Source organism: Methylobacterium sp. 22177 (genome assembly GCF_052045615.1).
Lineage (GTDB): Bacteria > Pseudomonadota > Alphaproteobacteria > Rhizobiales > Beijerinckiaceae > Methylobacterium > Methylobacterium radiotolerans.
Genome location: NZ_JBQEPK010000015.1, coordinates 1 through 26,267, shown reverse-complemented (window position 1 = coordinate 26,267; position 26,267 = coordinate 1). Strand labels below are relative to the sequence as shown.

At 71.1% G+C, this 26,267-nt stretch carries 31 protein-coding genes; 12 read left to right on the top strand and 19 right to left on the bottom strand.

Translation table 11 applies throughout. The features are described from left to right. Positions 1-90: 90 nt before the first annotated feature. The 3 genes from ACTJK8_RS15470 to ACTJK8_RS15460 all read left to right on the top strand — a co-directional run bounded on the left by ACTJK8_RS15470 (position 91) and on the right by ACTJK8_RS15460 (position 2,526). Positions 91-765, top strand: a complete 675-nt coding sequence (locus ACTJK8_RS15470) for a DUF1007 family protein (RefSeq protein ID WP_127991082.1) — start codon at positions 91-93, stop codon at positions 763-765. Further along, positions 756-1,748, top strand: coding sequence for a nickel/cobalt transporter (locus ACTJK8_RS15465; protein WP_012319213.1), 993 nt, complete (start codon positions 756-758; stop codon positions 1,746-1,748). The genes ACTJK8_RS15470 and ACTJK8_RS15465 overlap by 10 nt, the downstream gene beginning before the upstream one ends. Positions 1,749-1,809: 61 nt before the next feature. Then, positions 1,810-2,526: a hypothetical protein gene (locus tag ACTJK8_RS15460; protein WP_024830085.1), complete on the top strand. Its 717-nt coding sequence runs from the start codon at positions 1,810-1,812 to the stop codon at positions 2,524-2,526. On the opposite strand, the gene ACTJK8_RS15455 is transcribed toward ACTJK8_RS15460, so the two are convergent. Both ACTJK8_RS15455 and ACTJK8_RS15450 read right to left on the bottom strand, forming a co-directional pair. Further along, on the bottom strand, positions 2,527-3,114 hold the full coding sequence (locus tag ACTJK8_RS15455) for a histidine phosphatase family protein (RefSeq protein WP_012319211.1): 588 nt from the start codon (positions 3,112-3,114) through the stop codon (positions 2,527-2,529). Between the two features lie 44 nt (positions 3,115-3,158). Beyond that, complete coding sequence (locus tag ACTJK8_RS15450; RefSeq protein WP_440762132.1) at positions 3,159-3,554, bottom strand: VOC family protein; 396 nt, start codon at positions 3,552-3,554, stop codon at positions 3,159-3,161. 417 nt (positions 3,555-3,971) lie between these two features. Here ACTJK8_RS15450 and ACTJK8_RS15445 point away from each other — a divergent pair, with 417 nt between their 5' ends. After that, positions 3,972-5,672, top strand: a complete 1,701-nt coding sequence (locus ACTJK8_RS15445) for a methyl-accepting chemotaxis protein (RefSeq protein ID WP_440762131.1) — start codon at positions 3,972-3,974, stop codon at positions 5,670-5,672. 2 nt (positions 5,673-5,674) lie between these two features. Here the strand turns inward: ACTJK8_RS15445 and recF are convergent, their stop codons facing one another. Further along, entirely contained in the window at positions 5,675-6,829 is a 1,155-nt protein-coding gene (gene recF, locus ACTJK8_RS15440) for a DNA replication/repair protein RecF (RefSeq protein ID WP_440762130.1), read from the bottom strand. Between the two features lie 220 nt (positions 6,830-7,049). Beyond that, positions 7,050-8,171, bottom strand: coding sequence for a DNA polymerase III subunit beta (gene dnaN / locus ACTJK8_RS15435; protein WP_043073704.1), 1,122 nt, complete (start codon positions 8,169-8,171; stop codon positions 7,050-7,052). A 224-nt stretch (positions 8,172-8,395) separates the two neighbouring features. On the opposite strand from dnaN, the gene ACTJK8_RS15430 reads away from it, so the two are divergent. Continuing rightward, complete coding sequence (locus tag ACTJK8_RS15430; protein ID WP_070999483.1) at positions 8,396-9,724, top strand: MFS transporter; 1,329 nt, start codon at positions 8,396-8,398, stop codon at positions 9,722-9,724. A gap of 22 nt (positions 9,725-9,746) precedes the next feature. Here the strand turns inward: ACTJK8_RS15430 and ACTJK8_RS15425 are convergent, their stop codons facing one another. Together ACTJK8_RS15425 and ACTJK8_RS15420 are read right to left on the bottom strand one after the other, a co-directional pair. Next, the gene (locus ACTJK8_RS15425) at positions 9,747-9,983 is read right to left on the bottom strand and encodes a hypothetical protein (protein WP_012319205.1); all 237 of its coding nucleotides are present in this window, start codon (positions 9,981-9,983) and stop codon (positions 9,747-9,749) included. 116 nt (positions 9,984-10,099) lie between these two features. Beyond that, positions 10,100-11,335: a hypothetical protein gene (locus tag ACTJK8_RS15420; RefSeq protein ID WP_440762129.1), complete on the bottom strand. Its 1,236-nt coding sequence runs from the start codon at positions 11,333-11,335 to the stop codon at positions 10,100-10,102. Between the two features lie 331 nt (positions 11,336-11,666). Here ACTJK8_RS15420 and flgB point away from each other — a divergent pair, with 331 nt between their 5' ends. The 7 genes from flgB to cckA all read left to right on the top strand — a co-directional run bounded on the left by flgB (position 11,667) and on the right by cckA (position 18,144). Then, the gene (gene flgB / locus ACTJK8_RS15415) at positions 11,667-12,068 is read left to right on the top strand and encodes a flagellar basal body rod protein FlgB (RefSeq protein WP_012319203.1); all 402 of its coding nucleotides are present in this window, start codon (positions 11,667-11,669) and stop codon (positions 12,066-12,068) included. 64 nt (positions 12,069-12,132) lie between these two features. Then, positions 12,133-12,540, top strand: a complete 408-nt coding sequence (flgC, locus tag ACTJK8_RS15410; RefSeq protein WP_012319202.1) for a flagellar basal body rod protein FlgC — start codon at positions 12,133-12,135, stop codon at positions 12,538-12,540. Positions 12,541-12,584: 44 nt separating this feature from the next. Beyond that, a complete protein-coding gene (fliE, locus tag ACTJK8_RS15405) occupies positions 12,585-12,899 on the top strand; it encodes a flagellar hook-basal body complex protein FliE (protein WP_012319201.1) in 315 nt (104 codons plus the stop codon). Positions 12,900-12,947: 48 nt separating this feature from the next. Next, the gene (gene fliQ, locus ACTJK8_RS15400; RefSeq protein WP_012319200.1) at positions 12,948-13,214 is read left to right on the top strand and encodes a flagellar biosynthesis protein FliQ; all 267 of its coding nucleotides are present in this window, start codon (positions 12,948-12,950) and stop codon (positions 13,212-13,214) included. A 51-nt stretch (positions 13,215-13,265) separates the two neighbouring features. Continuing rightward, positions 13,266-14,027, top strand: a complete 762-nt coding sequence (gene fliR / locus ACTJK8_RS15395) for a flagellar biosynthetic protein FliR (RefSeq protein WP_012319199.1) — start codon at positions 13,266-13,268, stop codon at positions 14,025-14,027. Positions 14,028-14,080: 53 nt separating this feature from the next. Then, complete coding sequence (gene flhB, locus ACTJK8_RS15390) at positions 14,081-15,148, top strand: flagellar biosynthesis protein FlhB (RefSeq protein ID WP_070999481.1); 1,068 nt, start codon at positions 14,081-14,083, stop codon at positions 15,146-15,148. Positions 15,149-15,366: 218 nt separating this feature from the next. Then, positions 15,367-18,144: a cell cycle histidine kinase CckA gene (gene cckA, locus ACTJK8_RS15385; RefSeq protein ID WP_440762128.1), complete on the top strand. Its 2,778-nt coding sequence runs from the start codon at positions 15,367-15,369 to the stop codon at positions 18,142-18,144. 127 nt (positions 18,145-18,271) lie between these two features. On the opposite strand, the gene recA is transcribed toward cckA, so the two are convergent. From recA to tuf, 13 genes are all read right to left on the bottom strand, one after another. Continuing rightward, complete coding sequence (gene recA, locus ACTJK8_RS15380; protein ID WP_373866322.1) at positions 18,272-19,333, bottom strand: recombinase RecA; 1,062 nt, start codon at positions 19,331-19,333, stop codon at positions 18,272-18,274. A 435-nt stretch (positions 19,334-19,768) separates the two neighbouring features. Further along, on the bottom strand, positions 19,769-20,032 hold the full coding sequence (gene rpsQ / locus ACTJK8_RS15375; RefSeq protein ID WP_012319195.1) for a 30S ribosomal protein S17: 264 nt from the start codon (positions 20,030-20,032) through the stop codon (positions 19,769-19,771). 21 nt (positions 20,033-20,053) lie between these two features. After that, positions 20,054-20,269: a 50S ribosomal protein L29 gene (rpmC, locus tag ACTJK8_RS15370; protein WP_012319194.1), complete on the bottom strand. Its 216-nt coding sequence runs from the start codon at positions 20,267-20,269 to the stop codon at positions 20,054-20,056. 12 nt (positions 20,270-20,281) lie between these two features. Further along, a complete protein-coding gene (rplP, locus tag ACTJK8_RS15365) occupies positions 20,282-20,695 on the bottom strand; it encodes a 50S ribosomal protein L16 (RefSeq protein WP_012319193.1) in 414 nt (137 codons plus the stop codon). 11 nt (positions 20,696-20,706) lie between these two features. Continuing rightward, positions 20,707-21,453: a 30S ribosomal protein S3 gene (gene rpsC, locus ACTJK8_RS15360; RefSeq protein ID WP_012319192.1), complete on the bottom strand. Its 747-nt coding sequence runs from the start codon at positions 21,451-21,453 to the stop codon at positions 20,707-20,709. 10 nt (positions 21,454-21,463) lie between these two features. Beyond that, positions 21,464-21,850 carry a 50S ribosomal protein L22 gene (rplV, locus tag ACTJK8_RS15355; RefSeq protein WP_012319191.1) on the bottom strand — a complete coding sequence of 129 codons (387 nt, stop codon included), beginning with the start codon at positions 21,848-21,850 and terminating at the stop codon, positions 21,464-21,466. A gap of 1 nt (position 21,851) precedes the next feature. Further along, positions 21,852-22,130, bottom strand: coding sequence for a 30S ribosomal protein S19 (gene rpsS / locus ACTJK8_RS15350; RefSeq protein ID WP_012319190.1), 279 nt, complete (start codon positions 22,128-22,130; stop codon positions 21,852-21,854). Between the two features lie 5 nt (positions 22,131-22,135). Beyond that, positions 22,136-22,972 (bottom strand): 50S ribosomal protein L2, encoded by an 837-nt coding sequence (gene rplB, locus ACTJK8_RS15345; protein ID WP_012319189.1) that lies wholly within the window; start codon positions 22,970-22,972, stop codon positions 22,136-22,138. Between the two features lie 25 nt (positions 22,973-22,997). Then, a complete protein-coding gene (locus ACTJK8_RS15340; protein ID WP_012319188.1) occupies positions 22,998-23,294 on the bottom strand; it encodes a 50S ribosomal protein L23 in 297 nt (98 codons plus the stop codon). Beyond that, positions 23,291-23,911 carry a 50S ribosomal protein L4 gene (gene rplD, locus ACTJK8_RS15335; RefSeq protein ID WP_012319187.1) on the bottom strand — a complete coding sequence of 207 codons (621 nt, stop codon included), beginning with the start codon at positions 23,909-23,911 and terminating at the stop codon, positions 23,291-23,293. The genes ACTJK8_RS15340 and rplD overlap by 4 nt, the downstream gene beginning before the upstream one ends. Then, the gene (gene rplC / locus ACTJK8_RS15330) at positions 23,911-24,636 is read right to left on the bottom strand and encodes a 50S ribosomal protein L3 (protein ID WP_012319186.1); all 726 of its coding nucleotides are present in this window, start codon (positions 24,634-24,636) and stop codon (positions 23,911-23,913) included. Before rplC ends, rplD begins: the two co-directional genes overlap by 1 nt. Before the next feature lie 51 nt (positions 24,637-24,687). Further along, positions 24,688-24,996: a 30S ribosomal protein S10 gene (rpsJ, locus tag ACTJK8_RS15325; protein WP_007569268.1), complete on the bottom strand. Its 309-nt coding sequence runs from the start codon at positions 24,994-24,996 to the stop codon at positions 24,688-24,690. 80 nt (positions 24,997-25,076) lie between these two features. Next, on the bottom strand, positions 25,077-26,267 hold the full coding sequence (tuf, locus tag ACTJK8_RS15320; RefSeq protein WP_012319185.1) for an elongation factor Tu: 1,191 nt from the start codon (positions 26,265-26,267) through the stop codon (positions 25,077-25,079).

Below are 26,267 nucleotides of genomic sequence, written 5' to 3'. Positions count from 1 at the left end.
CGCGGGGTCGGTACGGCGCCTCGCTTTCGCCCAACCGGCGCGCGAGGAGATCCGGCCTGACCGCCTCCCTCCGCGAGCGTGCCTCCGCCCATGCCGATCGCCGCGCACTGTCCGAAACCGCCCGCCCTTCTGCTGGCCGCCGCCCTCGGCTGCGCCGCCTCGGCCGCCGCCGCCCACCCGCATGTCTGGGTGACCGCCAAGGCCCAGCTCGTCTACGAGGGCGGCAAGCTCGTCGGCGTCCGCGACACGTGGAGCTTCGACCCCGAGTACACGGCCTTCGTCACGCAGGGCCTCGACACCGACAAGGACGGCAAGCTCAGCCCGGAGGAACTCGCCGGGCTCGCCGCCGAGAACACCGCCAACCTCGCCGAGTTCGGCTACTTCACGAAGCTGAAGGTCGGCGGCAAGGACCAGGCCTTCGGCGATCCGAAGGAGCCGGCGGCGCATATGGACGACCGGGCGCTGGTCATGACCTTCCTGCTGCCCCTCAAGACTCCGATCCAGCAGGGGCGGGGGGTCGCCGCGCTGGAGGTCTACGACCCGACCTACTTCGTCGCCTTCTCGTTCGCCGAGGGCGCCGACGCCGCGACCCTCGCGGGGGCGCCCCAGGGCTGCGCCGCCACGGTCACCCGGCCGAAGACCGAGCAGCCGAAGACGGCCGATGCCGGGTCGCCGGGCATGACCGAGGCCTTCTTCGAGGCGCTCACCGCCGCCTCGACCTACGGGGTGCAGTTCGCCAGCCGGGTCCTCGTGGCATGTCCGTAGGCGTCGGGATCGTCGCCCCCGCCGGGGCGGGGCGGCTGGGGCTGAGGCTCGGCCTCATGGCCGCGGCCATCGCGCTGGCCGCGTTGCTGGCGGCCGCGATCGCGTGGCTCGTCGCGCCCGGCCTCGCCGCGCCGCCGCCGCGCTCGCCCTTCGGCATCGGCTTCCGGGAGGCCGCCCCGGCCGCCACGGGGCTCGGCGGCGTGATCCTGGCGCTCCAGGCGAGCTTCTCCCGCAGCCTCAACGCCGCGGTGAGCGCGCTGCGGGGCGGCGGCAGCTGGACCCCGCTCATCGGCCTCGCCTTCGCGTACGGCGTGTTCCACGCCGCCGGCCCGGGCCACGGCAAGGCGGTGATCGCGGGCTACATCCTGGCGGGGGAGCGGGCGCTCCGGCGCGGCGCCGCGCTGAGCGTCCTCGCCGCGCTGCTCCAGGCCTGCGTGGCCGGGGCGATCGTCGGGCTCGGCACGCTGGCCCTCAACGCCACGGCGGCGAGCATCACCCGGGCCGGCACCCTGATCGAGACCGTGAGCTTCGCCCTCGTCGCGCTGATCGGGCTGGTCCTGACGTGGCGCAAGGCCGGCCGCCTCGCCAATCTCGGCGCGGGCTGCGGACCGGGCTGCAACCACCTGCCCGGTCCGCAGGCCCTCGACACCCTCGACACGTGGCGCGAGCGCGCCGGGGTGGTGCTGGCGGCGGGCACGCGCCCCTGCGCGGGGGCGGTGCTGGTCCTGGTCTTCGCGGTGTCGCAGGGCGTGCCCGGGGCGGGCGTGCTGGCGGTCCTGGCGATGGCCCTCGGCACGGCGGTGACCACGACCGCGCTGGCCTGCCTCGCGGTCTTCGCCAAGCGGATGGCGCTGCGCCTCGCGGGCGGACGGGGGCAGGCCGGGCTGCTGGCGCTCGGCGGCCTCGAGCTCGTCGCCGCCGCCTTCGTGCTGGTCCTGGGCACCGCGATGCTCTCCGGCCTCGCGCCGGGCCTCGGCGGATGAAGGGCCTCGCCTTCCGGGGCGCGGCGTGCCACGCTGCGCGACCGAGACGGAGAGCGCGCCGATGCATCCCGACTTCGCGACGATCCTGAACTGGCGTCTGCTCGCCGGATCGCATCCCTTCCCCGGCCCCGACGGCGGGACCTGCATCAACGAGGCGGCGATCGTGGCCGCGGGGCTGCCCTACCGGGCGATACGCTCCAGCGCCGACTGCCCGCCCTGCTTCTCGCGGCCGGCCGCGGCCTACGCCCTCGGGCTCAACGACGCCATGCCGGACGAGGCGCGGCCCCAGCTGATGGCCTTCGTCCTGCGCCTGTCGGGCAGCGCCGACACCCCGGAGATCGAGGCCGCCCGCACCCGGCGGCTGGCGCTGGAGAGCGTCCGCCGCATCCTGGCGCCGCTCTGCGCCGTCGCCGGCCTGGCGGCGGACGCGGAAGCCTGCGCGGGCGCGCCGGACTGGCCCGCGGCCCTGGCGGCGGCGAACGCGGCCGCGTGGCGGGCCGGCGCCCGCGCGCAGGCGGCCGCCCAGGCGCGGCGCTGGCGCGAGGGCGCCCTCACCGCCGCGGCGTCCCGCACCGCGACGGCCGCGCAACGGGCGGGCGAGGACGCGCGCTGCGCCGCGGAGGTGGCCGAGGGCGCGGCGCCCTTCGTGGCCGGGACCTGGGGCGAGGCCTGCGCGATCCTCGCGGACGTCCTCGCCATCGGCCGGCAGGCGCCCGAGATCGCCCTCGCCGGCGCCCGTCAGCGCTTGGACGCGGCGCGCGCCGGGGTGCCGGCCTGATCAGGCCGCCGCGGGCGCGGCGTCGAGATCCAGCTCGATCGACCCGCAATTCTCCAGGAACGTGCCGGTCAGGTGGTAGAAGAACGTGCCGTGGCCGACCACCGCGATGGTGGTCTCCGGCCGGGCCCGCAGCCAGTCGCGGAACGCCGCGACCCGGGCGTCGAACAGGGGGCGCGGCTCCACCGGGTAGCCGCCGACCTCGCAGCCCGGCTCCGCGTGCCACCAGACCTCGGGCAGGTGCCCGACATCGAGGTGCGGGAACTCCGCGGCGATCTCCGAGGCGGCCCGGCCGACGTCGCAGCTGCTCTCCTGGCACTCGCGGTGCAGCACCTCGACGAGCACGTGCGGCCGGCTCGGATGCTCGCCGAACAGGATCGCGGCGGTCTCGATGGCGCGGGTCAGGGGCGAGACCACCACGAGATCGAAGGGGATCGCCCGGAGGCGCTCCCGCGCGGCCCGGGCCTGGGCTTGGCCGAGCTCGGTCAGGCGCGCGTCGGGCAGGCCGGGATCGCCGCGCCCGAGCTTGTGCGCGGCGTTGAAGGTCGACTGCCCGTGGCGGATGCAGACGATGCGGGTCGTGTCGGGCATGGCTCGCGGCGATGTATCGGGATGGAGGGCGCGCGTCGGATCGGTCACGCGAAGCGGCCGCCGCGCTGGATGACCTCGATCTTGTAACCGTCCGGGTCGGTGGCGAAGAAGAACCGCGCGAGCACGTCGTCCCCGTGCTTGAGGGTCTTGACGTCGGTGGCGGTGAAGCCCTCGCTCCGGTGCCGGGCGTGCTCGGCCTCCACGTCGTCGACCACGAAGGCGATGTGCCCGTAGCCGTCGCCGAGATCGTAGGGCTTGTCGCGGCCCTTGTTCACCGTGAGCTCCAGCTCGAACGGCGAGGCCGGGTCCCGCATGTAGACGAGGGTGAAGTCCGGGAAGTCGAACCGGTCGGAGACCTCGAGGCCGAAGGCCCGGGCGTAGTAGTCGCGCGCGCGCTCCTCCTCGAGGACGCGGATCATGGCGTGGACGGGCTTGGACATGCGCTCGGGATTCCGTGGGCACGCGGGCGGCGTGCAGGGCCTTCTATGTGGAGCCCGACGCATCCGCCGGAAAGGTGGGCCGCGACCACGGGCCTCGCAGCCCCCCCGCAGCCCACCCCCTGCACCCGCAATCGTGCCGGTGCATATCCGAGGAGGGCAACCGCGCCAATGGCGCCGGTATTTTCGATGACAAATATCCTGAGTTGGCGTGCAATCGTCAATGTTTTAAGGGTTCTAATGTCGGTATTCGAGCAAGATCATTGCTTTAACGGTGAAATCAATAACACATTCGGCCGCGAAAAAATGTACATTGCACACGTCGCTTGACACAACAAGTCGATTAGCATCTTCTTTACACGTGTTGATCAGGGTCATGCATCAACGAATCTACGCGAGTCAGCTTTCCTGATCTGGGACATGAACGCCGTGCTACGCCTATCCAATATCAATGTGCTGCCCAAGCTGTTGGGCGTCATCGCTTTAATCGGTGCGATCGTCGGCGGCTGCGTCTGGTACGCCCAGTCACGAATGACCACGATCGACGACGGATACAGCCGCTTCATCAATAACGAGGCGGCCGCCGTCGGAGAGGCGCGCCGGCTCAATCGCCTGGTCATCGAACTCAACTACTGGGTCTACCGGATCATCGCGGAGACCGAGGCGGGACAGATGCAGGCGGCCAACAGGAGCTTCGAAGCGGCCGTCCCGCAGGTGAACGCGCTGCTTCCCGTCCTTCGCGCGCACGCACCGGCCTTCGTGGCGAAGATCGACGAGCAGAGCGCCCGCATCGAACGCTATCTCCGTGACGTGAGCGAGGTGCGCCGGCTGGGCATCGCCAACCAGAACGACCAGGCGATCGCGCTCGTGCACTCGGCGATCGACCCGATCTTCTCGAGCCTCCTCGCCGACGGCAACGCCCTGGCCGAAGACATCAGGCTCTACATGGAGAAGGGTTCGGACGACCTGACCGAACAGACCGACGCGACCCGTCGGACCCTGCTGGTCGTGAGCGGCCTCGGGATGCTGGCGGGCCTGATCGCGGCGACCTTCATCGCGACGATCGGGATCGCGCGCCCGCTCGACCGCTTGGTCAAGGTCCTGCAGCGCATGGCGCAGGGCGAGATCGACGCCCAGATCAAGGAAGCCGCGCGCCGGGACGAGATCGGCGCCGTCGGCAAGGCGGTCGAGGGCATCAAGGCCATGGTCGCCCGCAAGGCCGCCGAGGAGGCCGAGGTCAAGCGCCTGGCCGACGCGGCCGCGGCCGCCGAGCGGAAACGCACCATGATCGAGCTCGCCGACGGCTTCGAGCGCGCCGTCGGAAGCATCGTCGGGATGGTGTCCTCCTCGGCGACGGAGCTGCAGACGACCGCCCAGGCCATGACGTCGAGCGCCACCGAGACCGCCAGCCAGTCCACCACCGTGGCGGCCGCCGCCGAGCAGGCCTCCGCCAACGTCCAGACGGTCGCGGCCGCCGCCGAGGAGCTGGGCTCCTCCGTGCAGGAGATCGGCCGGCAGGTGCTCGGCTCGGCCAACCTCGCCCAGACGGCGGTCGGCGAGGCCGACGAGACCCACCACCTGGTCCAGGCGCTGACCCAGGCGGCCGCCCGCATCGGCGAGGTGATCGGGCTGATCTCCAACATCGCCGCTCAGACCAACCTCCTGGCGCTGAACGCCACCATCGAGGCGGCGCGCGCCGGCGAGGCGGGCCGCGGCTTCGCGGTGGTGGCCACCGAGGTCAAGGAGCTGGCGGGGCAGACCGCGCGCGCCACCGAGGAGATCAGCCAGCAGATCGCCCAGATCCAGGGCGTGACCGGCCAGGCGGTCTCCGCCATCGACGCGATCGCCGGTCGGATCCGGGAGATCAACGGTGTGGCCACCACCATCGCGGCAGCGGTGGAGCAGCAGGGGGCTGCGACCCAGGAGATCGTCCGCAACGTCGCCCAGGCGGCCACCGGAACGGATCAGGTGACGAGCAACATCGTGGGCGTGGCCCAGGCCTCCGAGTCGACCGGTGCCGCCGCCACGCAGGTGCTCGGCGCAGCCAGCGCGCTATCGCGCCAGTCGGAGCAGCTCGGCACCGAGGTGTCCCGCTTCCTCGCGACCGTTCGGGCCGCCTGAGGTCAGGCGCCGATCCGCAGGACCTCCGTCCGGGTGCCGGCCTGCGCGAAGGCGCCGGGGTCGGCGCCCGTCATCCAGACCTGCCCGGGGAGCGCCTCCAGGGCCTCGAACAGGCCGGCCCGGCGGCGGGGATCGAGGTGGGCCGCCACCTCGTCGAGGAGGATCAGGGGGGCGATGCCGCTCATGGCGCGAACCAGCCGCGCGTGGGCGAGGACGAGCCCGATCAGCAGCGCCTTCTGCTCACCCGTGGACGCCGTGCCGGCGGGCACGTCCTTGGGGCCGTGGCGGACCACGAGGTCGCTGCTCTGCGGGCCGATCAGGGTGCGCCCGGCGGCCCGGTCCCGGTTTCGGCCGTGGCGGAGCGCCATGCGGTAGCGGTCCTCGGCCTCGATGGCGGGCCAGACCGCCACGAGATCGTCGAGGTCGCCCTCCAGGCGGATGGCGGCCCAGGGAAAGGGCTGCGCGTCGTCCCGGGTCTCGGCGATCAGCCGGTCGAGGCGCTCGGCGGTCTCGCGCCGGGCAAGCGCCACGGCGACGCCAAGCTCGGCGACCTCCCGCTCCACGGCGTCGAGCCAGCGGTCGTCGTCGGGCCGCTCCTCCAGGAGGCGGTTGCGCGAGCGCAGGGCCCGCTCCATCGCGGAGACCCGGGCGCCGTGGGCGGCGTCGACCGCCAGCACGAGCCGGTCGAGGAACCGCCGCCGGTCGCCGGCCGCGCCGCGGAACAGCCCGTCGAGGTCGGGGGTCAGCCAGACGACCCGCAGGAACTCGCTGAACGCCACCGGCGAGGCGGCGGTGGCGCCGTCGATCCGGCAGAGCCGGCTCGCCCGCCCGTCGGGTCCCGGTGGCTCCAGCCCGGTTCCGAGGCGGTGCTCGGCGCCCTCGCGGTCGAGGGTGAGCGAGACCGCGAAGCCCCCCGGGCCGCCGCTGCGCGCCATGGCGGCGAACTCCGCCCGGCGGAGGCCGCGGCCCGGCACGAACAGCGACAGCGCCTCGAGCAGGTTGGTCTTGCCCGCGCCGTTCTCCCCGACCAGCGCGACGAAGCGGGCCCGGGGCGTCAGTTCGAGGTCCGCGTGGTTGCGGAAGTCGCGGGCGATCAGTCGGGTGACGCGCAGAGAGGACCCGTCGGGCTCGCCCCGCGGATCGGAGACGTCGCTCATCGGTGGACCGAGGGGTCAACCGAGGGGCCGAGACGCGCCGCGCTCAACCGTCCTTTGCTGTCTGACATCCCATCCAACCACCGCATCCTGAAAGCCCGCCTCAGCGGGCCCCGCAGGAGGGCTCCAGAAACCACATCACCACGTGGAGGCCTCATGCGAGGCCTCCGCTACGCCCCCGGTCCCCGAGGATGAGGACGGGGCAGGGATCCGCGCGGCCGCCTCACACCCGCATCGGCATCAGCACGTACAGCGCCGGCGCGCCCTCGCGGTCCTGGATCAGGGTCGGCGAGCCGGGATCCGCGAGCTTGAACAGGGCGGTGTCGCCCTCGAGCTGCGCGGTGATGTCGAGGAGGTAGCGGGCGTTGAAGCCGATATCGAGGCCGGCCGCCTCGTAGTCGACGTCGAGCTCCTCGGTGGCACTGCCCGAATCCGGGTTGTTCACCGAGAGCGCGAGGCGCCCCTCGGCCAGCCCGAGCTTCACCGCGCGCCCGCGCTCCGACGAGATCGTCGAGACCCGGTCCACCGCCTTCGCGAAGGCGTCGCGCTCGACGGTCAGCCGCTTGTCGTTGTTGGCCGGGATCACCCGCTGGTAATCCGGGAAGGTGCCGTCGATCAGCTTGGAGATCAGCGTCAGGCCGCCGGCGAAGCGCAGGCGGATCTTGGCGGGCGACAGGTCGACCGCGACGGTCTCGCCGCCGTCGTCGAGGAGCTTCTGGATCTCGGCGACCGCCTTGCGGGGCACGATCACGCCCGGCATGCCGACGCTGCCCTGCGGGGCGGGGATCTCGACGCGGGCGAGCCGGTGGCCGTCCGTGGCCACCGCCCGCATCGCCGGCCCGTTCTCGGTCTCCAGCGTGTGCAGGTAGATGCCGTTGAGATAGTACCGGGTCTCCTCGGTGGAGATCGCGAACTGCGTCTTCTCGATCAGCCGCTTCAGGTCGGCGGCGGCGATCTCGAACCCGTGCGGCATCTCGCCGGCGGCGAGGTCCGGGAAGTCGCCCTCCGGCAGGGCGCCCAGGGCGAAGCGCGAGCGGCCGGACCGGATCGTCATCTGGCCGGACTCGCCGCCGGTCTCCAGGGAGACCTGCGCGCCCTCGGGGAGCTTGCGCACGATGTCGTAGATCACGTGCGCCGGCACCGTGGTGGCGCCCGCGTCGGCCACGTCGGCCGGCACGCTCTCGGTCACCTCGATGTCGAGATCCGTCGCCCGCAGCTGGAGCCCCGATCCCTCCGCGCGCAGGAGGACGTTCGACAGGATCGGGATCGTGTTGCGGCGCTCGACGACCCGGTGCACGTGGCCGAGCGACCTGAGCAGGGCCGCGCGCTCGACAGTGACTCTCATCGCAATACTCAAGTGCTAGGGACGGCGCCGCGGCCGGCGACCGTCGCGGAATATGGCCGTTCAGCTTGGCGAAGGGGACAGGGGAACGCAAGGCCGCCGTCGGTGCACCGCACAGCGACCTCCGCGTCCAGGTCGGAGGCCCATGTCCGAAGCGGGGTATCGGCACGGGGCGGCCCGTGCGAAAGCGCCGCAACCGACCCGGATCCCGCCTCCCCGTTCCGATCATGTTGCAGACCATCGACAGCGCGGGCAGGACCGCACACCCCTCGCAGGCCGCCCCGAGCGCGACCCCGAGCGCCCGCCGGATCCTCGCGGCGAGCTTCGTCGGGACGGCGATCGAGTTCTTCGACTTCTACATCTACGCCACCGCCACCGCCCTGGTGATCGGCCCGGTCTTCTTCCCCGCCGGCGCGCCCGGCGTGCAGCAGCTCAGCGCCTTCGCGACCTTCGCCATCGCGTTCATCGCGCGACCCGTCGGCGCGGCCCTGTTCGGGCATTTCGGCGACCGGGTCGGCCGCAAGGCGACCCTGGTGGCGTCCCTGCTGATCATGGGCATCTCCACGGTGCTGATCGGCTGCCTGCCGACCTACGCGTCGGTCGGCTGGTGGGCGCCGGCGGCGCTGTGCCTCCTGCGCTGCGGGCAGGGGATCGGGTTCGGAGGCGAGTGGGGCGGCGCGGCCCTGCTGGCGGTCGAGAACGCGCCGCCGGGCCGGCGCGCGTGGTACGGCATCTTCCCGCAGCTCGGGGCGCCGGTCGGCTTCGTCCTGGCCAATCTCGGCTTCCTCGCCCTCAGCTTCGGCCTGACCCCGGAGAGCTTCCAGGCCTGGGGCTGGCGCCTGCCGTTCCTGGCCTCGGCGGCGCTCGTCGGCGTCGGGCTCTACGTGCGCCTGAAGCTCACCGAGACGCCGGCCTTCAAGGCGGCGCTCAGCCAGGCGCGGCCGGAGCGCGTGCCCTTCGCCACCATGCTGACCCAGCACGGCCACGCCGTCCTGGTCGGCACGTTCGCGATGGTGGCGGTCTACGCGGTGTTCTACCTCTCCACCGTCTTCGCCCTGGGCTACGGCACCGGCACCCTCGGCTACAGCCGGCCGACCTTCCTGCTGTTCGAGTGCATCGCGGTCTGCTTCATGGCGCTCGGCACCGTCGTATCGGGAGCCGCGGCCGACCGCTTCGGCCGCCGGCCGGTGCTGCTCTCCGGCATGGCCGTGACGTTCCTGCTGGGCTTCCTGATGGGGCCGATGCTGGGCCACGCCGCCGGCACCGGCACCTGGCCGCCGGTCCTGGGCTTCCTCTGCCTCAGCCTCCTGACGATGGGCTGGGTGTTCGGGCCGATGGGCGCCGTCCTGCCCGAGCTGTTCCCGACGCGGGTGCGCTACACGGGCGCCTCGGTCACCTACAATCTCGCGGGCATCCTGGGGGCCTCGGGCGCGCCCTACATCGCCCAGCAGCTCGCGGCCTACGGCGGCATCGGCTTCGTCGGGTTCTACCTGGCGGGGGCCGCGATCCTCAGCTTCCTCGCCGTGCTGGCCATGCCCGAGACCGCCGGCCGCTGACGGGACGGTCCGCGCGCCGGCCTCAGCGGGCGGGGCGCGCCTGACCTGCCGTGCCGGCGGGCTCGAAGCGCCCGAGGAAGCGGGTCCGCTCCCACAGCTCGATCGCGTCGCGCCCGACCATCGCCCGGGCGCGGCGGCGCGCCTGCGTGTCGTCCTCGGCCGACAGGATCTCGGCCGCGCGGACGCGACCGGCCCGGTCCAGCCTGAAGGCCCTGTAAGCGCGGCTCCGATGAGCCGTTCCAGCATCCAGCGCGAGCATTGCCAAATCCTCCGGGACGGAGCGTCCCGGAAGACGGTTAACCATCGGTTAAACGCGGTTCTCGCGATCGGTGCGGCCCCGGCGCGCGCCCGCTCGGCGGCGGGCGACCGGTCTCCTCAGCTCCGCTTGTCGAGCGGGCGACCGAGCAGGCGGGCGAACTCGGCCTCGATCTCCTCCACCGAGAACGGGTTGCCGGATCCCTTCGCGTCGGGCGGCGGCGCGGCTGGCGGCGGCGGAGCAGGCGGGGCCGGCGGCGGGGCCGTCGGGGCCGGCACGGGGTCGGCCTTCGGCATCGCCGGCGGCGGCACGGGTCTGGCCGGGGGCGGAGGCAGCGGCGCGGCCACCGGCTCGTCCAGCGGGGCGGGGGCGGGCACCGGCTCGAGCGGGACGCTCGCCATCGCGGCCGCCAGCGGATCGACCCCCTCGGGCACCGGCGGGGCGGGCGGGGATTGCGGCGGCGGCGTCACGGCCGAGGACGAGCGCGACAGGGCGGCCTGGAGCTGCCGGGCCATGTCGGACAGGACCACCGGGTCGACCGACTTGCGCTCGGAGGGCACCGCGAGGCTCGGGGCCTGACGGGCGGGCTCCGGCTCGGGCCTGCGCTCGGAGGCGGGGTTGGGCCGCGGCTCGATCAGCGGCGGCGCCGTCCGGCTCAGGATCCGCCGCGGCGCGACCGCCTCGCGCGGCGGGGGCGCGGGCGGTTCCACCGCCGGCGGCGGCGCGGGCTCGGGCGGGGCCGGGGGCTGGGGCGCGGGCGGCGGGGTCGGCGCGGCACTCAGGGGCGCGGGGACGTCCTGACCGGGCTCGTCGCCGCCGAACAACCCGGGGTCGAGGGGCAGCGTCACGGGCGGGGCGGAGGCCGAGCGCGGCACCGGCGACGGCACCACCACCGGCATCGCGAAGCCCGGATCGAACAGCGGCTCCGCGCGCCGCCCGCCGGATTCCGGGAGACCGCGGGGCGGCTCGGGCAGGCGGCCGCCCTGGACGAGCGGGTCCGGGAGCGGTTCGTCCAGCGGCTCGGGCGCCAGCTCCGGCCGGATCGCCGCCTCCGGCAGGGGCCGCTGACCGCGCTGGATGTTGCGCTCGACCACCACGTCGTTGGGGCCGCCCACCAGGAGCAGGTGCTCGACATTGTCCCGACGCAGCAGGATCAGCTGCCGGGCCCGGTCGAGCTCGTACACGTCGACGATCCCGAGCCGCGGCTGGCGCCCCCGGCTTCCGGACCGCCCCGGCAGGGCGAGGCTCCGGCCGGTGAGCCGGCGCACCGTGAACACGATCGCCGCGAGCGCCGTGAAGATGACGGCGAAGATCACGATATACTGGACGATGGGGGAGCCGTCAGAGCCGAACACGGATTGCAGCCATCGCAAGATTACGCACTCGCACGTTCCGACCGCCGCGGGTGCGCGCCGGCACGGACTTGATCCATACCACGCCGGACGGGCCTCAAGGCAAACGACGTTAAGAGTTCGTTAACAGACCTTTTAATCGAGCGGGTGCAAGACAATAGGTCGGGATCGCGGCGGCCGCCCGGCCGAACCGGGGCTCCCCGCCCCGGGGGCGCGATCTGACGCGGGCACCGGCCGGCCCTGCGATCGGGCTTAACGTGCCGTTAACCATGCAGGCGGCAGATTTTGCCGAGCCCGCTCGTCCCGGCGCGGCCACGCCATCCCGGAGGCGACCATGGCCCTCACCGATCTGCCCGTGCTGAGCATGCTGCGCACGCGGATGCAATGGGCGCAGGCGCGCCAGGGCGTGATCGCCGAGAACGTCGCCAACGCCGACATGCCGGGCTTCAAGCCCCGCGACCTCGTGGAGCCGCGCTTCGACCGCGCCACCGGCGCGCTGGCCACCACCGGGTCCAGCCTGACGCTCACGAGCGCGGGCCACATGGCCCCGCCCGGCCAGAGCGTCGGGGCCGATTCCAAGCGCGCCAAGGGCTTCGAGATCCGCCCCAGCGGCAACGGCGTCAACCTCGAGGATGAGATGATGAAGGCCGGCGAGAACCAGTCGGACTACCAGCTCGCCGCCTCGCTGTACCAGCACAGCCTGACCACCCTGAAGATCGCGATCGGCAAGAGCTAGGCGCGCCAGCCGAAAGTGGAGCGCTGACGGCCGCGGCGTCGCGGCGGCAGGAGGGTCCTGAGCCATGGAATTCACGAAGTCGCTGGCGGTGGCGGCCGCGGGCCTCAAGGCCCAGTCGGGCCGGATGCGCATCATCGCCGAGAACATCGCCAACGCCGATTCCGCGCCGGCCTCGGCCGGGGCGCAGCCCTACCGGCGCAAGATCCCGACCTTCACCAGCCACCTCGACGACGAGACCGGCGCCCGGCTGGTCGAGGCGGGGCGCGTCAAGCGCGACCCGTCGGCCTTCCGGACCAAGTACGAGCCGGGCAACCCCGCGGCCGACGCCCAGGGCGTGGTGCAGATGCCCAACGTCAACGCGCTGATCGAGAACATGGACCTGCGCGAGGCCCAGCGCTCCTACGAGGCGAACCTCAACATGATCAGCGCCACCCGCAAGATGCTGGCGCAGACCCTCGGCATCCTGAAATGAGCCCCGAGGCCCGCGGCAGGACCGCATAGCAAGGACGCATGGCGATGGCTTCGAGCAACTTCGCGGCGGGGGCCTACGCGGCCGTCCAGGGCCTCGCCGGCGGCCGGCCCGCCCCCCGGGTGCAGCCGACGACCGGCACCGGCACCGACTTCATGCAGATGCTCGGGCAGACCCTGGACAGCGTCGGCGATGCCGGCCGGCGGGCGGATTCCCAGGCCGTCTCGGCCGCCGCCGGCAAGGCCAACGTCGTGGACGTGGTCACCGCGGTCGCCGAGAGCGAGACCGCCCTCCAGACCATGGTGGCGGTGCGCGACCGCATGATCTCCGCCTACGAGGAGATCATGCGCATGCAGATCTGACCGGCCGACCGTTTCGCCGCCCGCTCCCCCCGCACAGATCGCACCCCCATGACCGGCCTCGCCATCCTCGACATCGCCCGCGACGGCATCTTCGTGTTCCTCAAGGTGGCCGGGCCCCTGATGCTGGTCGCCCTCGCGGTCGGCCTCGCCGTTTCCCTGGTCCAGGCCCTGACGCAGATCCAGGAGCAGACGCTGATCTACGTGCCCAAGGTCGTGGCGGTGTTCGCCGCGCTCCTGCTGATGCTGCCCTTCATGGGCGACGCCATGGCCGGCTACATGACCCGCATCGCCGCCCGCATCGCGGCCGGCGGCTGATGCGCGCGCCGGCCGGGACAGGCGCGGCTCCCGCGTGCCATAGGGGCCGCGATGAACCTGCTCCTGCCCGGCATCGCCTCGGCCTACCTGATCACCTTCGCGCGCATCGGCACGCTGATCATGCTGATGCCGGGGATCGGCGAGCAGACGGTGTCGCCACGGCTGCGCCTCGCCTTCGCGCTGCTCACCGCCCTGGTGCTGTTCCCGACCGTGCGCCCGCTGCTCGGCGGCACCGAGGGCGTGGCCGGCCCGCGGCTGATCGGGCTCCTGTTCGGCGAGACGATCATCGGGCTCGTGCTCGGCCTGACAGTGCGCATGATCCTCGCCGCCCTTCAGACCGCCGGGGTGATCATCTCGGCGCAGGTCGGGCTGTCCTACGCCATGACGGTCGATCCCAGCCAGGGCGGCCAGCAGGTGGCGATCGGCAACTTCCTGTCGCTGCTCGGGATCACGCTGATCTTCGCCGCGGACCTGCACCATCTCGCCATCGAGGGCGTGGCCCGCAGCTACGAGGTGCTGCCCCCCGACGGCGTGCCGTCCTTCTCGGACGCGCTGATGCTGGCCACGAAGGCGCTCGCCCGGGGCTTCACCCTGGCGGTGCAGATCTCCGGCCCGTTCATCGCCTTCGGGATCCTGTTCAACCTGGGGCTCGGCGTGCTGTCGCGGCTGATGCCCCAGATGCAGGTGTTCTTCCTGGCGGTGCCGGCCTCGGTGCTGATCGGCATGCTGCTGCTGATGGGATGCCTCGGCGTCATGATGGGCGTCTTCCTCGACGATCTGGGCCGGTATCTCGGGGATTACGTCGGCCGCTGAGCGGCCTGACCGCCCGTGACCCGATGATGTCCACGCTCTGAGCGCGACGCGAGATGGCCGACGATACCGACGACGAGGACAAGACCGAGGAGCCGTCCCAGCGACGGCTCGATCAGGCCATCGAGCGCGGCGACGTCGCGACCAGCACCGAGATCAACACCTTCGCGATGCTGGGCGCGTTCACCCTGGCGCTGCTGGTCGCGGCCCCGACCATCGCCACGAACCTCCTGCACGGGCTCAAGGCCTACCTCGCCAACGCCCACGCCCTGCCGGACGACGCCGCGGCCATGAAGGCGGCCATGACGCGCGGCCTGTGGCTGTGGCTCCAGGCGGTGGCGGTGCCGGTGGGACTGGCCGTCGTGGCGGGGCTGGCCGCGGGGCTCCTGCAGCACCCGCTGGTGTTCTCCGCCGAGACGCTGATGCCGAATTTCTCGCGCCTCTCGCCGATGGCGGGCGTGAAGCGGCTCCTCGGCGTCGAGGCCCTGTTCCAGTTCGGCAAGGGGCTGGCGAAGATCGCCGCCGTGGGCGTGGTCGGCGCGGTGATGCTGTGGAACGACCGCGACCGGCTGGAGGTGTTCGCCCGCCTGGACCCGGCCGCCTCCATGCCGGCGATCCTGTCCCTCAGCCTGAAGCTGCTCGCCGGCATGCTGTGCATGCACCTCGCGATCACCCTCGGCGACGCGCTCTACGCGCGGTTCCGCTGGCGCAAGCGCCACCGGATGTCGAAGGAGGAACTCAAGCAGGAGATGAAGGAGTCGGAGGGCAATCCCGAGGTCAAGGGCCGCCTGAAGCAGCTCCGGATGGCCCGGGTGAAGAAGCGCATGATGGCCGCGGTCCCCACCGCCACCGTCGTGGTGACGAACCCGACCCACTACGCGGTGGCGCTCCGCTACGAGACCGGCATGGCCGCGCCGGTCTGCGTCGCCAAGGGCGTCGACGCGCTGGCCCTGCGGATCCGCGCGGTGGCGGCCGAGCACGGCGTCGCGGTCATCGAGAACCCGCCGCTCGCCCGGGCGCTTCACGCCACCGTGGAGATCGACCGGGAGATCCCGGCCGAGCATTACCGGGCCGTGGCGGAGGTCATCGGGTTCGTGCTGCGCCTGCGCAGACGGGCGGCGTAGGCCGCGCGCGACCCCGCGCCGGGGCAATTCGCCGAGTCAGTTTGCCGAGTCAGTTTGCCGAGCCGTTCTGCCGAACGCCCGGGCCGGCGAAAGCCACGCTTCCTCCACCTTTTTTCGCGAGGCTGTGTCTAGGCTTGGCGCGACGAGACTGATGCCGCGCCGCGCATGTCCTGATATGGCCGGCGGACTAACCGGGTGACTGTTCTGGAATGAAGCCGATGGCCGACGTCACTGGACCTCCGGCGCCCGCCGCGGGCCCGCAGAATTCGGGTCCCCCGGTCGCACAGGCGTCAGCCCTGCTGGGAACGGGCTCGATCGACCGGTCGGAACAGCCGGGCCGGGTCGGCCTGCTGCTCGTGCTCGCCGGGCTGCTGGTCGGCGCCGCTATCGGCCTGTCCTTCGTGGCCAACGAGCAGGCCCAGTCGCTGATCGTCTGGCTCCTGGCCCTGCTGGCCATGGCGGGCGTGTTCTTCCTGTTCGCCCTCGCCATCGGGGCGCTGCAGCTCAGCGGCAGCGCCGCCCGGGACGACATCACCAAGGGCATCGTCGACGCCTCGCCGGACGGCAAGCTGGTGGTGGAGGACGGCGGCCGGCTGATCTACGCCAACGAGGCCTACCTGCGGATCGCCAGCGGCGACACCTTCTCGAACCTCGTGCCGGTGGAGCGCATCCTCGTCGGCTCCCCGGAGGTTTCCGAAGCCGTCTACCGCCTGTCGCAGGCCTCGCGCGACGCTCGGGCCCACACCGAGGAGGTGCGGATGTCGCCGCCCCTCGGACCCACGGCCGGCGAGCGCGGCTTCGGCTGGTACCGGGTCTCGGTGCGGCCCCTCGCGCGCCCGCGCCGGGCGGCCTCCCTCTGGACGGTCGCCGACATCACCGCCGAGCGCGAGCGGCAGGAGAACGTCTTCCAGGAACTCCAGCACGCCATCGACTACCTCGACCACGCCCCGGCGGGCTTCCTGTCGATCGATCCGGCCGGCGCCATCGTGTACATGAACGCGACCCTGGCGGCTTGGCTCGGCTACGACCTCGCCAGCGTCGGACCGGGCGGCCCGCACCTCACCGAGATCGCACCGGAGGCGGACGTGCTGGTGCGCACCGCCGGCCTGCCCGGCGAGGTCCGCACCGACCGCTTCGACCTCGACCTGCGCCGCCGCAACGGTCACACCCTGCCGGTCCGGCTCTACCACCGGGTCGCCTTCGGCAAGGACGGCAAGCCCGGCTCGTCGCGGACCTTCGTGATCAACCGCTCCGCCGGGGCCGAGACCGACGAGCCGCAGCGCGCCGCCGAGGTGCGCCTCGCCCGCTTCCTCAACAACTCGCCGATCGCCATCGCGACGCTCGACAGCAGCGGCCGGATCGCCCGCGCCAACGCCTCGTTCACGCGGCTGTTCGGAACGGTCCCGCGGCAGGCCGACGACGGCGCCCCGGACGGCGAGGGCGTGCCCCGGGTCGAGCCCAACGTCGCCGACTCGGTGGCGGACCGGACCGCCCTGGAGGCCGGCCTCGCCCGCGCCGCGAGCGGGCGCACCGATCCCGAGCCGATCGAGGTCCAGCTGAACGGGCCCGGCGGCCGCTCGGCCCGGGTCTGGCTGAGCCCGGCCGACGGCGGCGATCCCGGCCAGCAGACCGACGAGGCCGAGCGGGTGATCCTCTACGCCCTCGACACGACGGCGCAGCGCCAGCTGGAGCAGCAGGTCGCCCAGGCCCAGAAGATGAACGCGGTCGGCCAGCTCGCCGGCGGCATCGCGCACGACTTCAACAACGTCCTGCAGGCGATCATCGGCTACTCGGACCTGCTGCTCGCGAGCCACCGGCCGACCGACCCGGCCTTCCAGGACATCATGCAGATCAAGCAGAACGCCAACCGGGCGGCGGGCCTCGTCCGCCAGCTCCTGGCGTTCTCCCGGCGGCAGACCCTGCGTCCGGAGGTGATGAATGTCGGGGAGGCGCTCTCGGAGCTGACCCTCCTCCTCAAGCGGCTCCTCGGCGAGCGCGTCGCCCTGGAGCTGAAGCACGGCCGCGAGGTCTGGCCGGTGAAGGCCGACGTCAACCAGTTCGAGCAGGTGATCGTCAATCTCGCGGTCAACGCCCGCGACGCCATGCCGGAGGGCGGCAAGCTGATGATCCGCACCGAGAACGTCTCCGATCCGGGGGCGGCCGCGGGGGCGGAGGGGCGCGGCGGGGCGCCGGCGGGCGACCACGTGCTGATCGAGGTGCGCGACACCGGTCAGGGCATCCCGCCCGAACTGATGGAGAAGATCTTCGAGCCGTTCTTCACCACCAAGGAGATCGGCAAGGGCACCGGCCTCGGGCTCTCGACGGTGTTCGGCATCGTCAAGCAGTCCGGCGGCACCATCGACGTGCAGTCGAAGGTCGGGGAGGGCACCGCCTTCCGCATCTACCTGCCGCGCCACGTGCCCGTGGCGGAGGTCGAGGAGGTGCCGGTCGCGGCCGCCGAGCCCGCCCTGCCGCGCGCGGAGCCGCTCGCGCCGACCGTCCTGCAGCCGGGCGCCGATCCGACCGCCAAGCCGGCCACCGGCAGCGACGGCGTCGCGCCGCGGGGCGAGGCGCCGCCCGCCAAGGCCGACAAGCCGGCGCCGCGCAAGCCCGCTGCCGACCATACGGGGCAGGGCACCATCCTGCTCGTCGAGGACGAGGATCCGGTGCGGGCGGTCAACAGCCGGGCGCTCTCGGCCCGCGGCTACACGGTTCTGGAGGCGGCCTCGGGCCTCGAGGCCCTGGCGATCGTGCGCGAGGGCGCCCAGACCATCGACCTCGTCGTCTCCGACGTGGTCATGCCCGAGATGGACGGCCCGACCCTCCTGCGCGAGGTGCGCAAGCATCAGCCCGACCTGAAGGTGATCTTCGTCTCCGGCTACGCCGAGGACGCGTTCCGCAAGAACCTGCCCGAGGGCGAGACCTTCAATTTCCTGCCGAAGCCCTTCAGCCTGAAGCAGCTCGTCGAGACCGTGAAGAAGACGATGGCCGACTGAGGGTCGGCGCCGGCGCGTCCTCCCGCCGCCCCTGAACGCGAAGCGGCCCCGGAGAGGCTCCGGGGCCGCCGATCTTCGCGGGTCGCGAGGTCCGCCGCGCGCCGATCCCGGTGCGCGGCGGCGCGGCTCAGGCCTCGCCCTCGTCGAGATCGTCCGCCGTCGGAGCGGCGTTCTCCAGGATCTTCTCGGCGACCAGACCGGAATTCTGCCGGATCGAGCCCTCGATCTCGGCGGCGATCTTCGGGTTGTCGCGCAGGAAGCCCTTCGAGTTCTCGCGGCCCTGGCCGAGGCGCTGGCTGTTGTACGAGAACCAGGCGCCGGACTTCTCGACGATGCCGGCCTTCACGCCGAGGTCGATCAGCTCGCCGACCTTCGACACGCCCTCGCCGAACATGATGTCGAACTCGACCTGCTTGAAGGGCGGCGCGACCTTGTTCTTCACCACCTTGACGCGGACCTGGTTGCCGATCGCCTCGTCGCGGTCCTTGAGGGTCGAGATGCGGCGGATGTCCAGGCGCACCGACGCGTAGAACTTGAGGGCGTTGCCACCCGTAGTCGTCTCGGGGCTGCCGTACATGACGCCGATCTTCATCCGGATCTGGTTGATGAAGATGACCATGCAGTTCGAGCGCGAGATCGAGCCGGTCAGCTTGCGCAGGGCCTGGCTCATCAGCCGGGCCTGGAGGCCGGGCTGGCTCTCGCCCATCTCGCCCTCGATCTCGGCCCGCGGGGTCAGCGCGGCCACCGAGTCGACCACCAGCACGTCGATGGCGCCGGAGCGCACCAGCGTGTCGGTGATCTCGAGCGCCTGCTCGCCCGTGTCGGGCTGGGAGATGAGCAGGTCGTCGAGGTTCACGCCGAGCTTGCGGGCATAGACCGGGTCGAGGGCGTGCTCGGCATCCACGAAGGCGCAGACGCCGCCCTTCTTCTGGGCCTCCGCGATGGTGTGGAGCGCCAGCGTCGTCTTGCCCGACGATTCGGGACCGTAGATCTCGATCACGCGGCCGCGCGGCAGGCCGCCGACGCCGAGCGCGATGTCGAGGCCGAGCGAGCCGGTCGAGACGGTCTCGACCTCCTGAACCTTGTCGCTCTTGCCGAGCCGCATGATCGAGCCCTTGCCGAAGGCGCGCTCGATCTGAGACAGGGCGGCGTCGATCGCCTTGGACTTGTCCTTGTCCACCGGGGGCATGTCGACCACTTTCAATGCGGGCTGGGCCATCTGGCGGGCTCCTTATGAAGGGGTTGGACGCAGTTCACAACGCGCGTCGCCACCGCTTCTATGTACCCGTTTTGTTCTCAGTCGACAAGGCCCGGGACGCCGCTCGTCCGCCGGGCGGACGCGAAAGTGCGGCTGCGCGGCGCACACCGAGTTCGAGACGGAACGCTGGCCGTTCACACGCCCGGGAAACACCCGGCGGCCGATCGGCCGAATCGTCCCATAGGCGCTCCCGGAAACGACGACGCCCGGCACGAATCCGGCTCTCGCGAGTCGAATTGCGTCCGGGCGTTCGTCGTTCCGGTCACCCGGCGAACCCGGGACGGACACCCTCGCGGGCACCATCCCGCGACGCCGCGGGCCGGGATCAGGCGATCGCGGGAAGCCGCAACCGCCGGGATCGCGGGATCAGGCGGCTTCGCCGGCCTCGGCCTGGGCAGCGTCGCCCTCGACCAGCTTCCAGGTCTTGGTCTTCGAGAACGGACGGCACTCCTCGATGAACACCGTCTGCCCGACCTTGGCGACGTTGCCCTCGTCGTGCGCGTGATAGTTCTTCGAGCGACGCACGGTCTTCTTCATCACCGGGTGCGTGAAGCGACGCTCCACCTTCACCACGATGGTCTTCTCACCCTTGTCGCTGACGACGGTGCCCTGCAGGATGCGCTTCGGCATGGTTGTCTCCTAAAACCCGCCTCAGCCCTTGGCCTGCTGCAGCGTCTTGGCGCGCTGCAGAGTCCGGACACGGGCGATGTCGCGGCGGACCTCACGGACGCGGGCGACGTTCTCGAGCTGGCCGGTGGCCCCCTGGAAGCGCAGGTTGAACTGCTCCTTCTTGAGGTTGATCAGCTCGTCATTCAGCTGATCCGGCGACAGCGCCTTCAGATCAGACAGTCTCTGGGTCGACTTCACGATATCCTCCGTTCAGTCGGCGATGCGCTGGACGACCCGCGTGCGGATCGGGAGCTTCGCGGCGCCGAGGCGGAGCGCCTCCTTGGCGATGTTCTCGGCAACGCCGTCGACCTCGAACATGATCCGGCCGGGATGGACCCGGGCCGCCCAGTAATCCGGGGCGCCCTTACCGGAGCCCATGCGGACCTCGGTCGGCTTGGACGAGACCGGGACGTCCGGGAACACCCGGATCCAGACGCGGCCCTGGCGCTTCATCTCGCGGGTGATCGCGCGGCGGGCCGCCTCGATCTGGCGGGCGGTGACGCGCTCGGGCTCCACCGCCTTCAGGCCGAACTGGCCGAAGTTCAGCTCGAAGCCGCCCTTGGCCGCACCGTGGATGCGGCCCTTGAACTGCTTGCGGAAGCGGGTCTTTTTCGGTTGCAGCATGGCTTCCTACCTTACGCGTGCTCGCGCTCGCGGCGTCCGCGCTCGCGGCCGCCCTCGCCATCGCGCTCACGGCGTCCGCCGGAGCGGCCGCCCTCTTCCTGGGCCTTCTTGTCCTGAGCCATCGGGTCGTGCTCGAGGATCTCGCCCTTGAACACCCACACCTTGATGCCGCAGGTGCCGTAGGTCGTGAACGCCGTGGCGGTCCCGTAGTCGACGTCGGCGCGCAGCGTGTGCAGCGGGACGCGGCCCTCGCGGTACCATTCCTGGCGGGCGATCTCGGCGCCGCCGAGGCGGCCCGAGCAGTTGATCCGGATGCCCTCGGCGCCCAGACGCATGGCCGACTGAACGGCCCGCTTCATGGCGCGACGGAAGGCGACGCGGCGCTCGAGCTGCTGGGCGATCGAGTCGGCCACCAGGGTGGCGTCGATCTCGGGCTTGCGCACCTCGACGATGTTGATGGTCACGTCGGCCTTGGTCATGGTGCCGACGAGCTTGCGCAGCTTCTCGATGTCCGCGCCCTTCTTGCCGATCACCACGCCCGGACGACCCGAGTGGATGGTGACGCGGCACTTCCGGTGCGGGCGCTCGATGACGATCTTGGAGACCGCCGCCTGCTTGAGCTGCTTCATGAGGGCGGCGCGGATCGCGACGTCCTCGTGCATGAGCTTCGCGTAGTCGCCCTTGTTGGCGAACCAGCGGGAATCCCAGGTCCGGTTGATGCCGAGCCGGAGACCGATCGGGTTGACTTTCTGGCCCATCAGATCCTCCTCAGGCCGCTTCGGCCTGGCGGACTTCGCGAACCACGATGGTGAGGTTCGAGAAGGGCTTCAGGATGCGCGCGCCGCGGCCGCGGGCGCGGGCGTGGAAACGCTTGAGAACCAGCGCCTTGCCGACGAAGGCCTGGGAGACGACGAGGTCGTCCACGTCCAGGTCGTGGTTGTTCTCGGCGTTGGCGATGGCGCTCTCGAGGCACTTCTTGACCTCGGTCGAGATCCGCTTGCGCGAGAACTGCAACTCGGCGAGCGCCGTGTCGACCTTCTTGCCGCGGATCATCTGCGCCACGAGGTTGAGCTTCTGCGGGCTGACGCGCAGCATGCGCGCGACGGCCTTCGCCTCGTTCTCGGGGAGCGCGCGGGGGGTGGCTTGCTTGCCCATCTCAGCGCCTCTTCGCCTTCTTGTCGGCCGCGTGGCCCGGGAAGGTGCGGGTCGGCGAGAACTCGCCGAACTTGTGCCCGACCATCTCCTCGGTGACGTAGACCGGGATGTGCTTCTGCCCGTTGTGCACACCGAAGGTGAGCCCGACGAACTGCGGGAGGATCGTGGAGCGGCGGCTCCAGATCTTGATGACCTCGGAGCGCGAGGAGCCCCGCGCCGCCTCGGCCTTCTTGAAGAGGTAGCCGTCGACGAACGGCCCCTTCCAGAGAGAGCGTGCCATAGCGATTACTTCTTGCGGTTGTGGCGGCTGGACAGGATGAACACGTCGGTCCGCTTGTTGGACCGGGTCTTCTTCCCCTTGGTGGGCACGCCCCAGGGCGTGACCGGGTTGCGGCCGCCCGAGGTGCGACCCTCGCCGCCGCCGTGCGGATGGTCGACCGGGTTCATCGCCACGCCGCGGTTGTGCGGGCGCTTGCCGAGCCAACGGTTGCGCCCGGCCTTGCCGAGCGAGATGTTCATGTGGTCCGGGTTCGAGACCGCGCCGACGCTGGCGAAGCACTGACCGTGGACCAGGCGCTGCTCGCCGGAGTTCAGGCGGAGCGTCACGTAGCCCTGGTCGCGGCCGACGATCTGCGCGTAGTTGCCGGCCGAGCGGGCGATCGCGCCGCCCTTGCCGATCTTCAGCTCGACATTGTGGACGATCGTGCCCACCGGCATCGAGCCGACCGGACCGGCATTGCCCGGCTTGATGTCGACGCTCTCGCCGGCCACCACCTTGTCGCCCGGCTGCAGGCGCTGCGGGGCCAGGATGTAGCTCTGCTTCCCGTCCGGGAAGTTGATCAGCGCGATGAACGCGGTGCGGTTCGGATCGTACTCGATCCGCTCGACGGTGGCGGCGACGCCCAGCTGGTCGCGACGCTTGAAGTCGACGTTGCGCAGCACGCGCTTGTGGCCACCGCCGCGGAAGCGGACGGTGATGCGGCCGAGGTTGTTCCGGCCGCCGGAGGACGACTTGCCCTCCGTCAGCGCCTTCACCGGCTTGCCCTTGTAGAGCTCACGGCGGTCGACGAGCACGAGCTGGCGCAGGCTCGGCGTGACCGGTTTGAATGTCTTCAAGGCCATCGGCTTGGATCCCTAAAACCCGTCCTCAGAGCCCGGTCGTGACGTCGATCGTGTGGCCCTCGGCCAGGGTCACGATCGCCTTCTTCACGTCGGAGCGCTGTCCGCGGAGGCCGCGGAAAATCTTCTTCTTTCCCTTGGTGACAAGGGTGTTCACGGCCGTGACCTTGACGTCGAACAGCTTCTCCACGGCCTCCTTGATCTGAGGCTTGGTCGCCTTGGGGGCGACCCGGAACACGACCTTGTTCTGCTCGGTCAGGTTCGTCGCCTTCTCGGTGATGACCGGGGAGACGACGATGTCGTAGTGGCGCGGATCGGCACTCATTTGAAACGCTCCTCCAGCGCGTCGACGGCGGCCTTCGTCAGGACGAGCGTGTCGCGGCGCAGGATGTCGTAGACGTTGATGCCCTGCACGGGCAGCACGTCGATCTGCGGGATGGCGCGGGCGGCCCGGCCGAAATTCACGTCGACCTCGGCACCGCCGATGATCAGCGCGTTCGAGAGGCCCATCTTGCCGAAGCGCTCGATGAGACCCTTGGTCTTGTGGTCCTCGATCTTGATGTCGTCGACGACGATCAGGGTCGAGGCCTTGGCCTTGGACGACAGGGCGTGGCGCAGGGCCAGCGCGCGAACCTTCTTGGGCAGGTCGTGGCTGTGGTCGCGCACGACCGGGCCGAACGCTCGGCCGCCGCCGCGGAACTGCGGCGCCGAGGCCGCGCCGTGGCGGGCGTTGCCCGTGCCCTTCTGCTTGTAGAGCTTCTTGCGGGTCCGGTTCACGTCCGAGCGGTTCTGCACGGCATGGGTGCCGGCGCGGCGCTTGGCGAGCTGCCAGCGGACCATGCGCTGCAGCAGGTCGGCGCGCGGCTCCAGGCCGAAGATCTCTTCGTTCAGCTCGACCGAGCCGGCACCGGCGCCGTCGAGGGTTTTAATATCGAGCTTCATCACGCGGTCTCCTCAGCCGCAGGGGCCTCGGTCGCCGGAGCGGAGGCGCCGTTCTCGCGGAACTTGCCCGGCAGCGGAACATCGGCGGGGAGCTTGCGCTTCACCGCGTCGCGGATCTGGATCCAGCCGCCGGCGACGCCCGGCACCGCGCCCTCGACCAGGATCAGGCCGCGCTCGGGATCGGTGCGCACGACGCGCAAGTTCTGGGTCGTGACCCGCTCGACGCCGAGGTGACCCGGCATCTTCTTGTTCTTGAAGGTCTTGCCCGGGTCCTGACGGCCGCCGGTCGAGCCGATCGAGCGGTGCGAGATCGACACGCCGTGGGTGGCGCGCAGGCCGCCGAAGTTCCAGCGCTTGATACCGCCGGCGAAGCCCTTACCGGTCGTGGTGCCGGTGACATCCACGAACTGGCCGGGGATGAAGTGGTCCGCGGTGATCTCGGCGCCGACCGGGATCAGCGCGTCCTCGGTGACGCGGAACTCGGCGAGCTTCTTCTTCGGCTCGACCTTGGCGACCGCGAAGCGGCCCCGCTCGGCGGCCGAGACGTTCTTGACCTTGGCCTTGCCGACGCCGACCTGCAGCGCGACGTAGCCGTTCTTCTCGACGGTGCGGTGGGCAACCACCTGGCACTGATCGATCTTGAGCACGGTGACGGGGACATGCTCCCCCGCGTCCGTGAAGACGCGGGTCATGCCGACCTTCTGTGCGATGACGCCTGAGCGCATAGGTTCTCTCCCTCGCGCGATGAAACGGTAAGCTCTAAGTCCTCACCGGACTCAGAGCTTGATCTCCACGTCCACGCCGGCGGCGAGGTCGAGCTTCATCAGCGCGTCCACGGTCTGAGGCGTCGGATCGACGATATCGAGCACCCGCTTGTGCGTGCGCATCTCGAACTGCTCGCGCGACTTCTTGTCGATGTGGGGCGAGCGGTTCACGGTGAACTTGGCGATGTGCGTCGGGAGCGGGATCGGGCCGCGGATGGTCGCGCCCGTACGCTTGGCCGTGGAGACGATCTCCTTGGTCGACGCATCGAGGATGCGGTGATCGAACGCCTTGAGGCGAATGCGGATGTTCTGACCGTTCATGATCCTGGAACCTTGAGAGGGACGGCGGGGTACGCGGGGCGCTCACCCCGCCGCGCCCTGCTAAGGATGCTTGCTCGAGCTCAGTCGTTGATGGCGGCGACGACGCCGGCGCCGACGGTACGGCCGCCCTCGCGGATGGCGAAGCGCAGCTTCTCCTCCATGGCCACCGGCACGATCAGCGCCACGTCCATGGTCACGTTGTCGCCCGGCATCACCATCTCGGTGCCCTCGGGGAGCGTGCAGATCCCGGTCACGTCCGTGGTCCGGAAGTAGAACTGCGGCCGGTAGTTGGTGAAGAACGGCGTGTGGCGCCCGCCCTCCTCCTTGGTCAGGATGTACGCCTCGGCCTTGAACTTCGAGTGCGGCTTCACCGAACCCGGCTTGCACACCACCTGGCCGCGCTCCACGTCCTCGCGCTTCGTGCCGCGCAGCAGCACGCCGACGTTGTCGCCCGCCTGGCCCTGGTCGAGCAGCTTGCGGAACATCTCGACGCCGGTCACCGTCGTCTTGGTGGTCGCCCGGATGCCGACGATCTCGACTTCCTCGCCCACCTTCACGATGCCGCGCTCGACGCGACCCGTCACCACCGTGCCGCGGCCCGAGATCGAGAACACGTCCTCGATCGGCATCAGGAACGGCATGTCGATCGGACGCTCCGGCTGCGGGATGTAGGCGTCCACGGTCGCCATCAGCGCCAGGACCGCCTCCTTGCCGATCTTCGGCTCCTTGTCCTCGAGCGCCATCAGCGCCGAGCCCTTGGTGATCGGGATGTCGTCGCCGGGGAAGTCGTACTTCGACAGCAGCTCGCGCACCTCGAGCTCGACCAGCTCCAGCAGCTCCTCGTCGTCGACCATGTCGACCTTGTTGAGGAACACCACCAGCGCCGGCACGCCGACCTGGCGGGCCAGCAGGATGTGCTCGCGGGTCTGCGGCATCGGGCCGTCGGCCGCCGACACAACCAGGATCGCGCCGTCCATCTGCGCCGCGCCCGTGATCATGTTCTTCACGTAGTCGGCGTGGCCGGGGCAGTCGACGTGCGCGTAGTGACGGTTCTGCGTCTCGTACTCCACGTGCGCCGTCGAGATCGTGATCCCGCGCGCCTTCTCCTCAGGCGCCTTGTCGATCTGGTCGTAGGCCGTGAACGTCGCCCCGCCCGTCTCGGCCAGAACCTTCGTGATCGCAGCCGTCAGAGACGTCTTGCCGTGATCGACGTGGCCGATCGTGCCAATGTTGCAGTGCGGCTTGGTGCGGGAGAACTTTTCCTTGCCCAT

Coding starts and splice junctions, on each gene's coding strand:
- ACTJK8_RS15470 (WP_127991082.1), top strand. CDS start 91: ATGCCGATCGCCGCGCACTGTCCGAAACCGCCCGCCCTTCTGCTGGCC.
- ACTJK8_RS15465 (WP_012319213.1), top strand. CDS start 756: ATGTCCGTAGGCGTCGGGATCGTCGCCCCCGCCGGGGCGGGGCGGCTG.
- ACTJK8_RS15460 (WP_024830085.1), top strand. CDS start 1,810: ATGCATCCCGACTTCGCGACGATCCTGAACTGGCGTCTGCTCGCCGGA.
- ACTJK8_RS15455 (WP_012319211.1), bottom strand. CDS start 3,114: ATGCCCGACACGACCCGCATCGTCTGCATCCGCCACGGGCAGTCGACC.
- ACTJK8_RS15450 (WP_440762132.1), bottom strand. CDS start 3,554: ATGTCCAAGCCCGTCCACGCCATGATCCGCGTCCTCGAGGAGGAGCGC.
- ACTJK8_RS15445 (WP_440762131.1), top strand. CDS start 3,972: ATGAACGCCGTGCTACGCCTATCCAATATCAATGTGCTGCCCAAGCTG.
- recF (WP_440762130.1), bottom strand. CDS start 6,829: ATGAGCGACGTCTCCGATCCGCGGGGCGAGCCCGACGGGTCCTCTCTG.
- dnaN (WP_043073704.1), bottom strand. CDS start 8,171: ATGAGAGTCACTGTCGAGCGCGCGGCCCTGCTCAGGTCGCTCGGCCAC.
- ACTJK8_RS15430 (WP_070999483.1), top strand. CDS start 8,396: ATGTTGCAGACCATCGACAGCGCGGGCAGGACCGCACACCCCTCGCAG.
- ACTJK8_RS15425 (WP_012319205.1), bottom strand. CDS start 9,983: ATGCTCGCGCTGGATGCTGGAACGGCTCATCGGAGCCGCGCTTACAGG.
- flgB (WP_012319203.1), top strand. CDS start 11,667: ATGGCCCTCACCGATCTGCCCGTGCTGAGCATGCTGCGCACGCGGATG.
- flgC (WP_012319202.1), top strand. CDS start 12,133: ATGGAATTCACGAAGTCGCTGGCGGTGGCGGCCGCGGGCCTCAAGGCC.
- fliE (WP_012319201.1), top strand. CDS start 12,585: ATGGCTTCGAGCAACTTCGCGGCGGGGGCCTACGCGGCCGTCCAGGGC.
- fliQ (WP_012319200.1), top strand. CDS start 12,948: ATGACCGGCCTCGCCATCCTCGACATCGCCCGCGACGGCATCTTCGTG.
- fliR (WP_012319199.1), top strand. CDS start 13,266: ATGAACCTGCTCCTGCCCGGCATCGCCTCGGCCTACCTGATCACCTTC.
- flhB (WP_070999481.1), top strand. CDS start 14,081: ATGGCCGACGATACCGACGACGAGGACAAGACCGAGGAGCCGTCCCAG.
- cckA (WP_440762128.1), top strand. CDS start 15,367: ATGGCCGACGTCACTGGACCTCCGGCGCCCGCCGCGGGCCCGCAGAAT.
- recA (WP_373866322.1), bottom strand. CDS start 19,333: ATGCCCCCGGTGGACAAGGACAAGTCCAAGGCGATCGACGCCGCCCTG.
- rpsQ (WP_012319195.1), bottom strand. CDS start 20,032: ATGCCGAAGCGCATCCTGCAGGGCACCGTCGTCAGCGACAAGGGTGAG.
- rplP (WP_012319193.1), bottom strand. CDS start 20,695: ATGCTGCAACCGAAAAAGACCCGCTTCCGCAAGCAGTTCAAGGGCCGC.
- rpsC (WP_012319192.1), bottom strand. CDS start 21,453: ATGGGCCAGAAAGTCAACCCGATCGGTCTCCGGCTCGGCATCAACCGG.
- rplV (WP_012319191.1), bottom strand. CDS start 21,850: ATGGGCAAGCAAGCCACCCCCCGCGCGCTCCCCGAGAACGAGGCGAAG.
- rpsS (WP_012319190.1), bottom strand. CDS start 22,130: ATGGCACGCTCTCTCTGGAAGGGGCCGTTCGTCGACGGCTACCTCTTC.
- rplB (WP_012319189.1), bottom strand. CDS start 22,972: ATGGCCTTGAAGACATTCAAACCGGTCACGCCGAGCCTGCGCCAGCTC.
- ACTJK8_RS15340 (WP_012319188.1), bottom strand. CDS start 23,294: ATGAGTGCCGATCCGCGCCACTACGACATCGTCGTCTCCCCGGTCATC.
- rplD (WP_012319187.1), bottom strand. CDS start 23,911: ATGAAGCTCGATATTAAAACCCTCGACGGCGCCGGTGCCGGCTCGGTC.
- rplC (WP_012319186.1), bottom strand. CDS start 24,636: ATGCGCTCAGGCGTCATCGCACAGAAGGTCGGCATGACCCGCGTCTTC.
- rpsJ (WP_007569268.1), bottom strand. CDS start 24,996: ATGAACGGTCAGAACATCCGCATTCGCCTCAAGGCGTTCGATCACCGC.
- tuf (WP_012319185.1), bottom strand. CDS start 26,267: ATGGGCAAGGAAAAGTTCTCCCGCACCAAGCCGCACTGCAACATTGGC.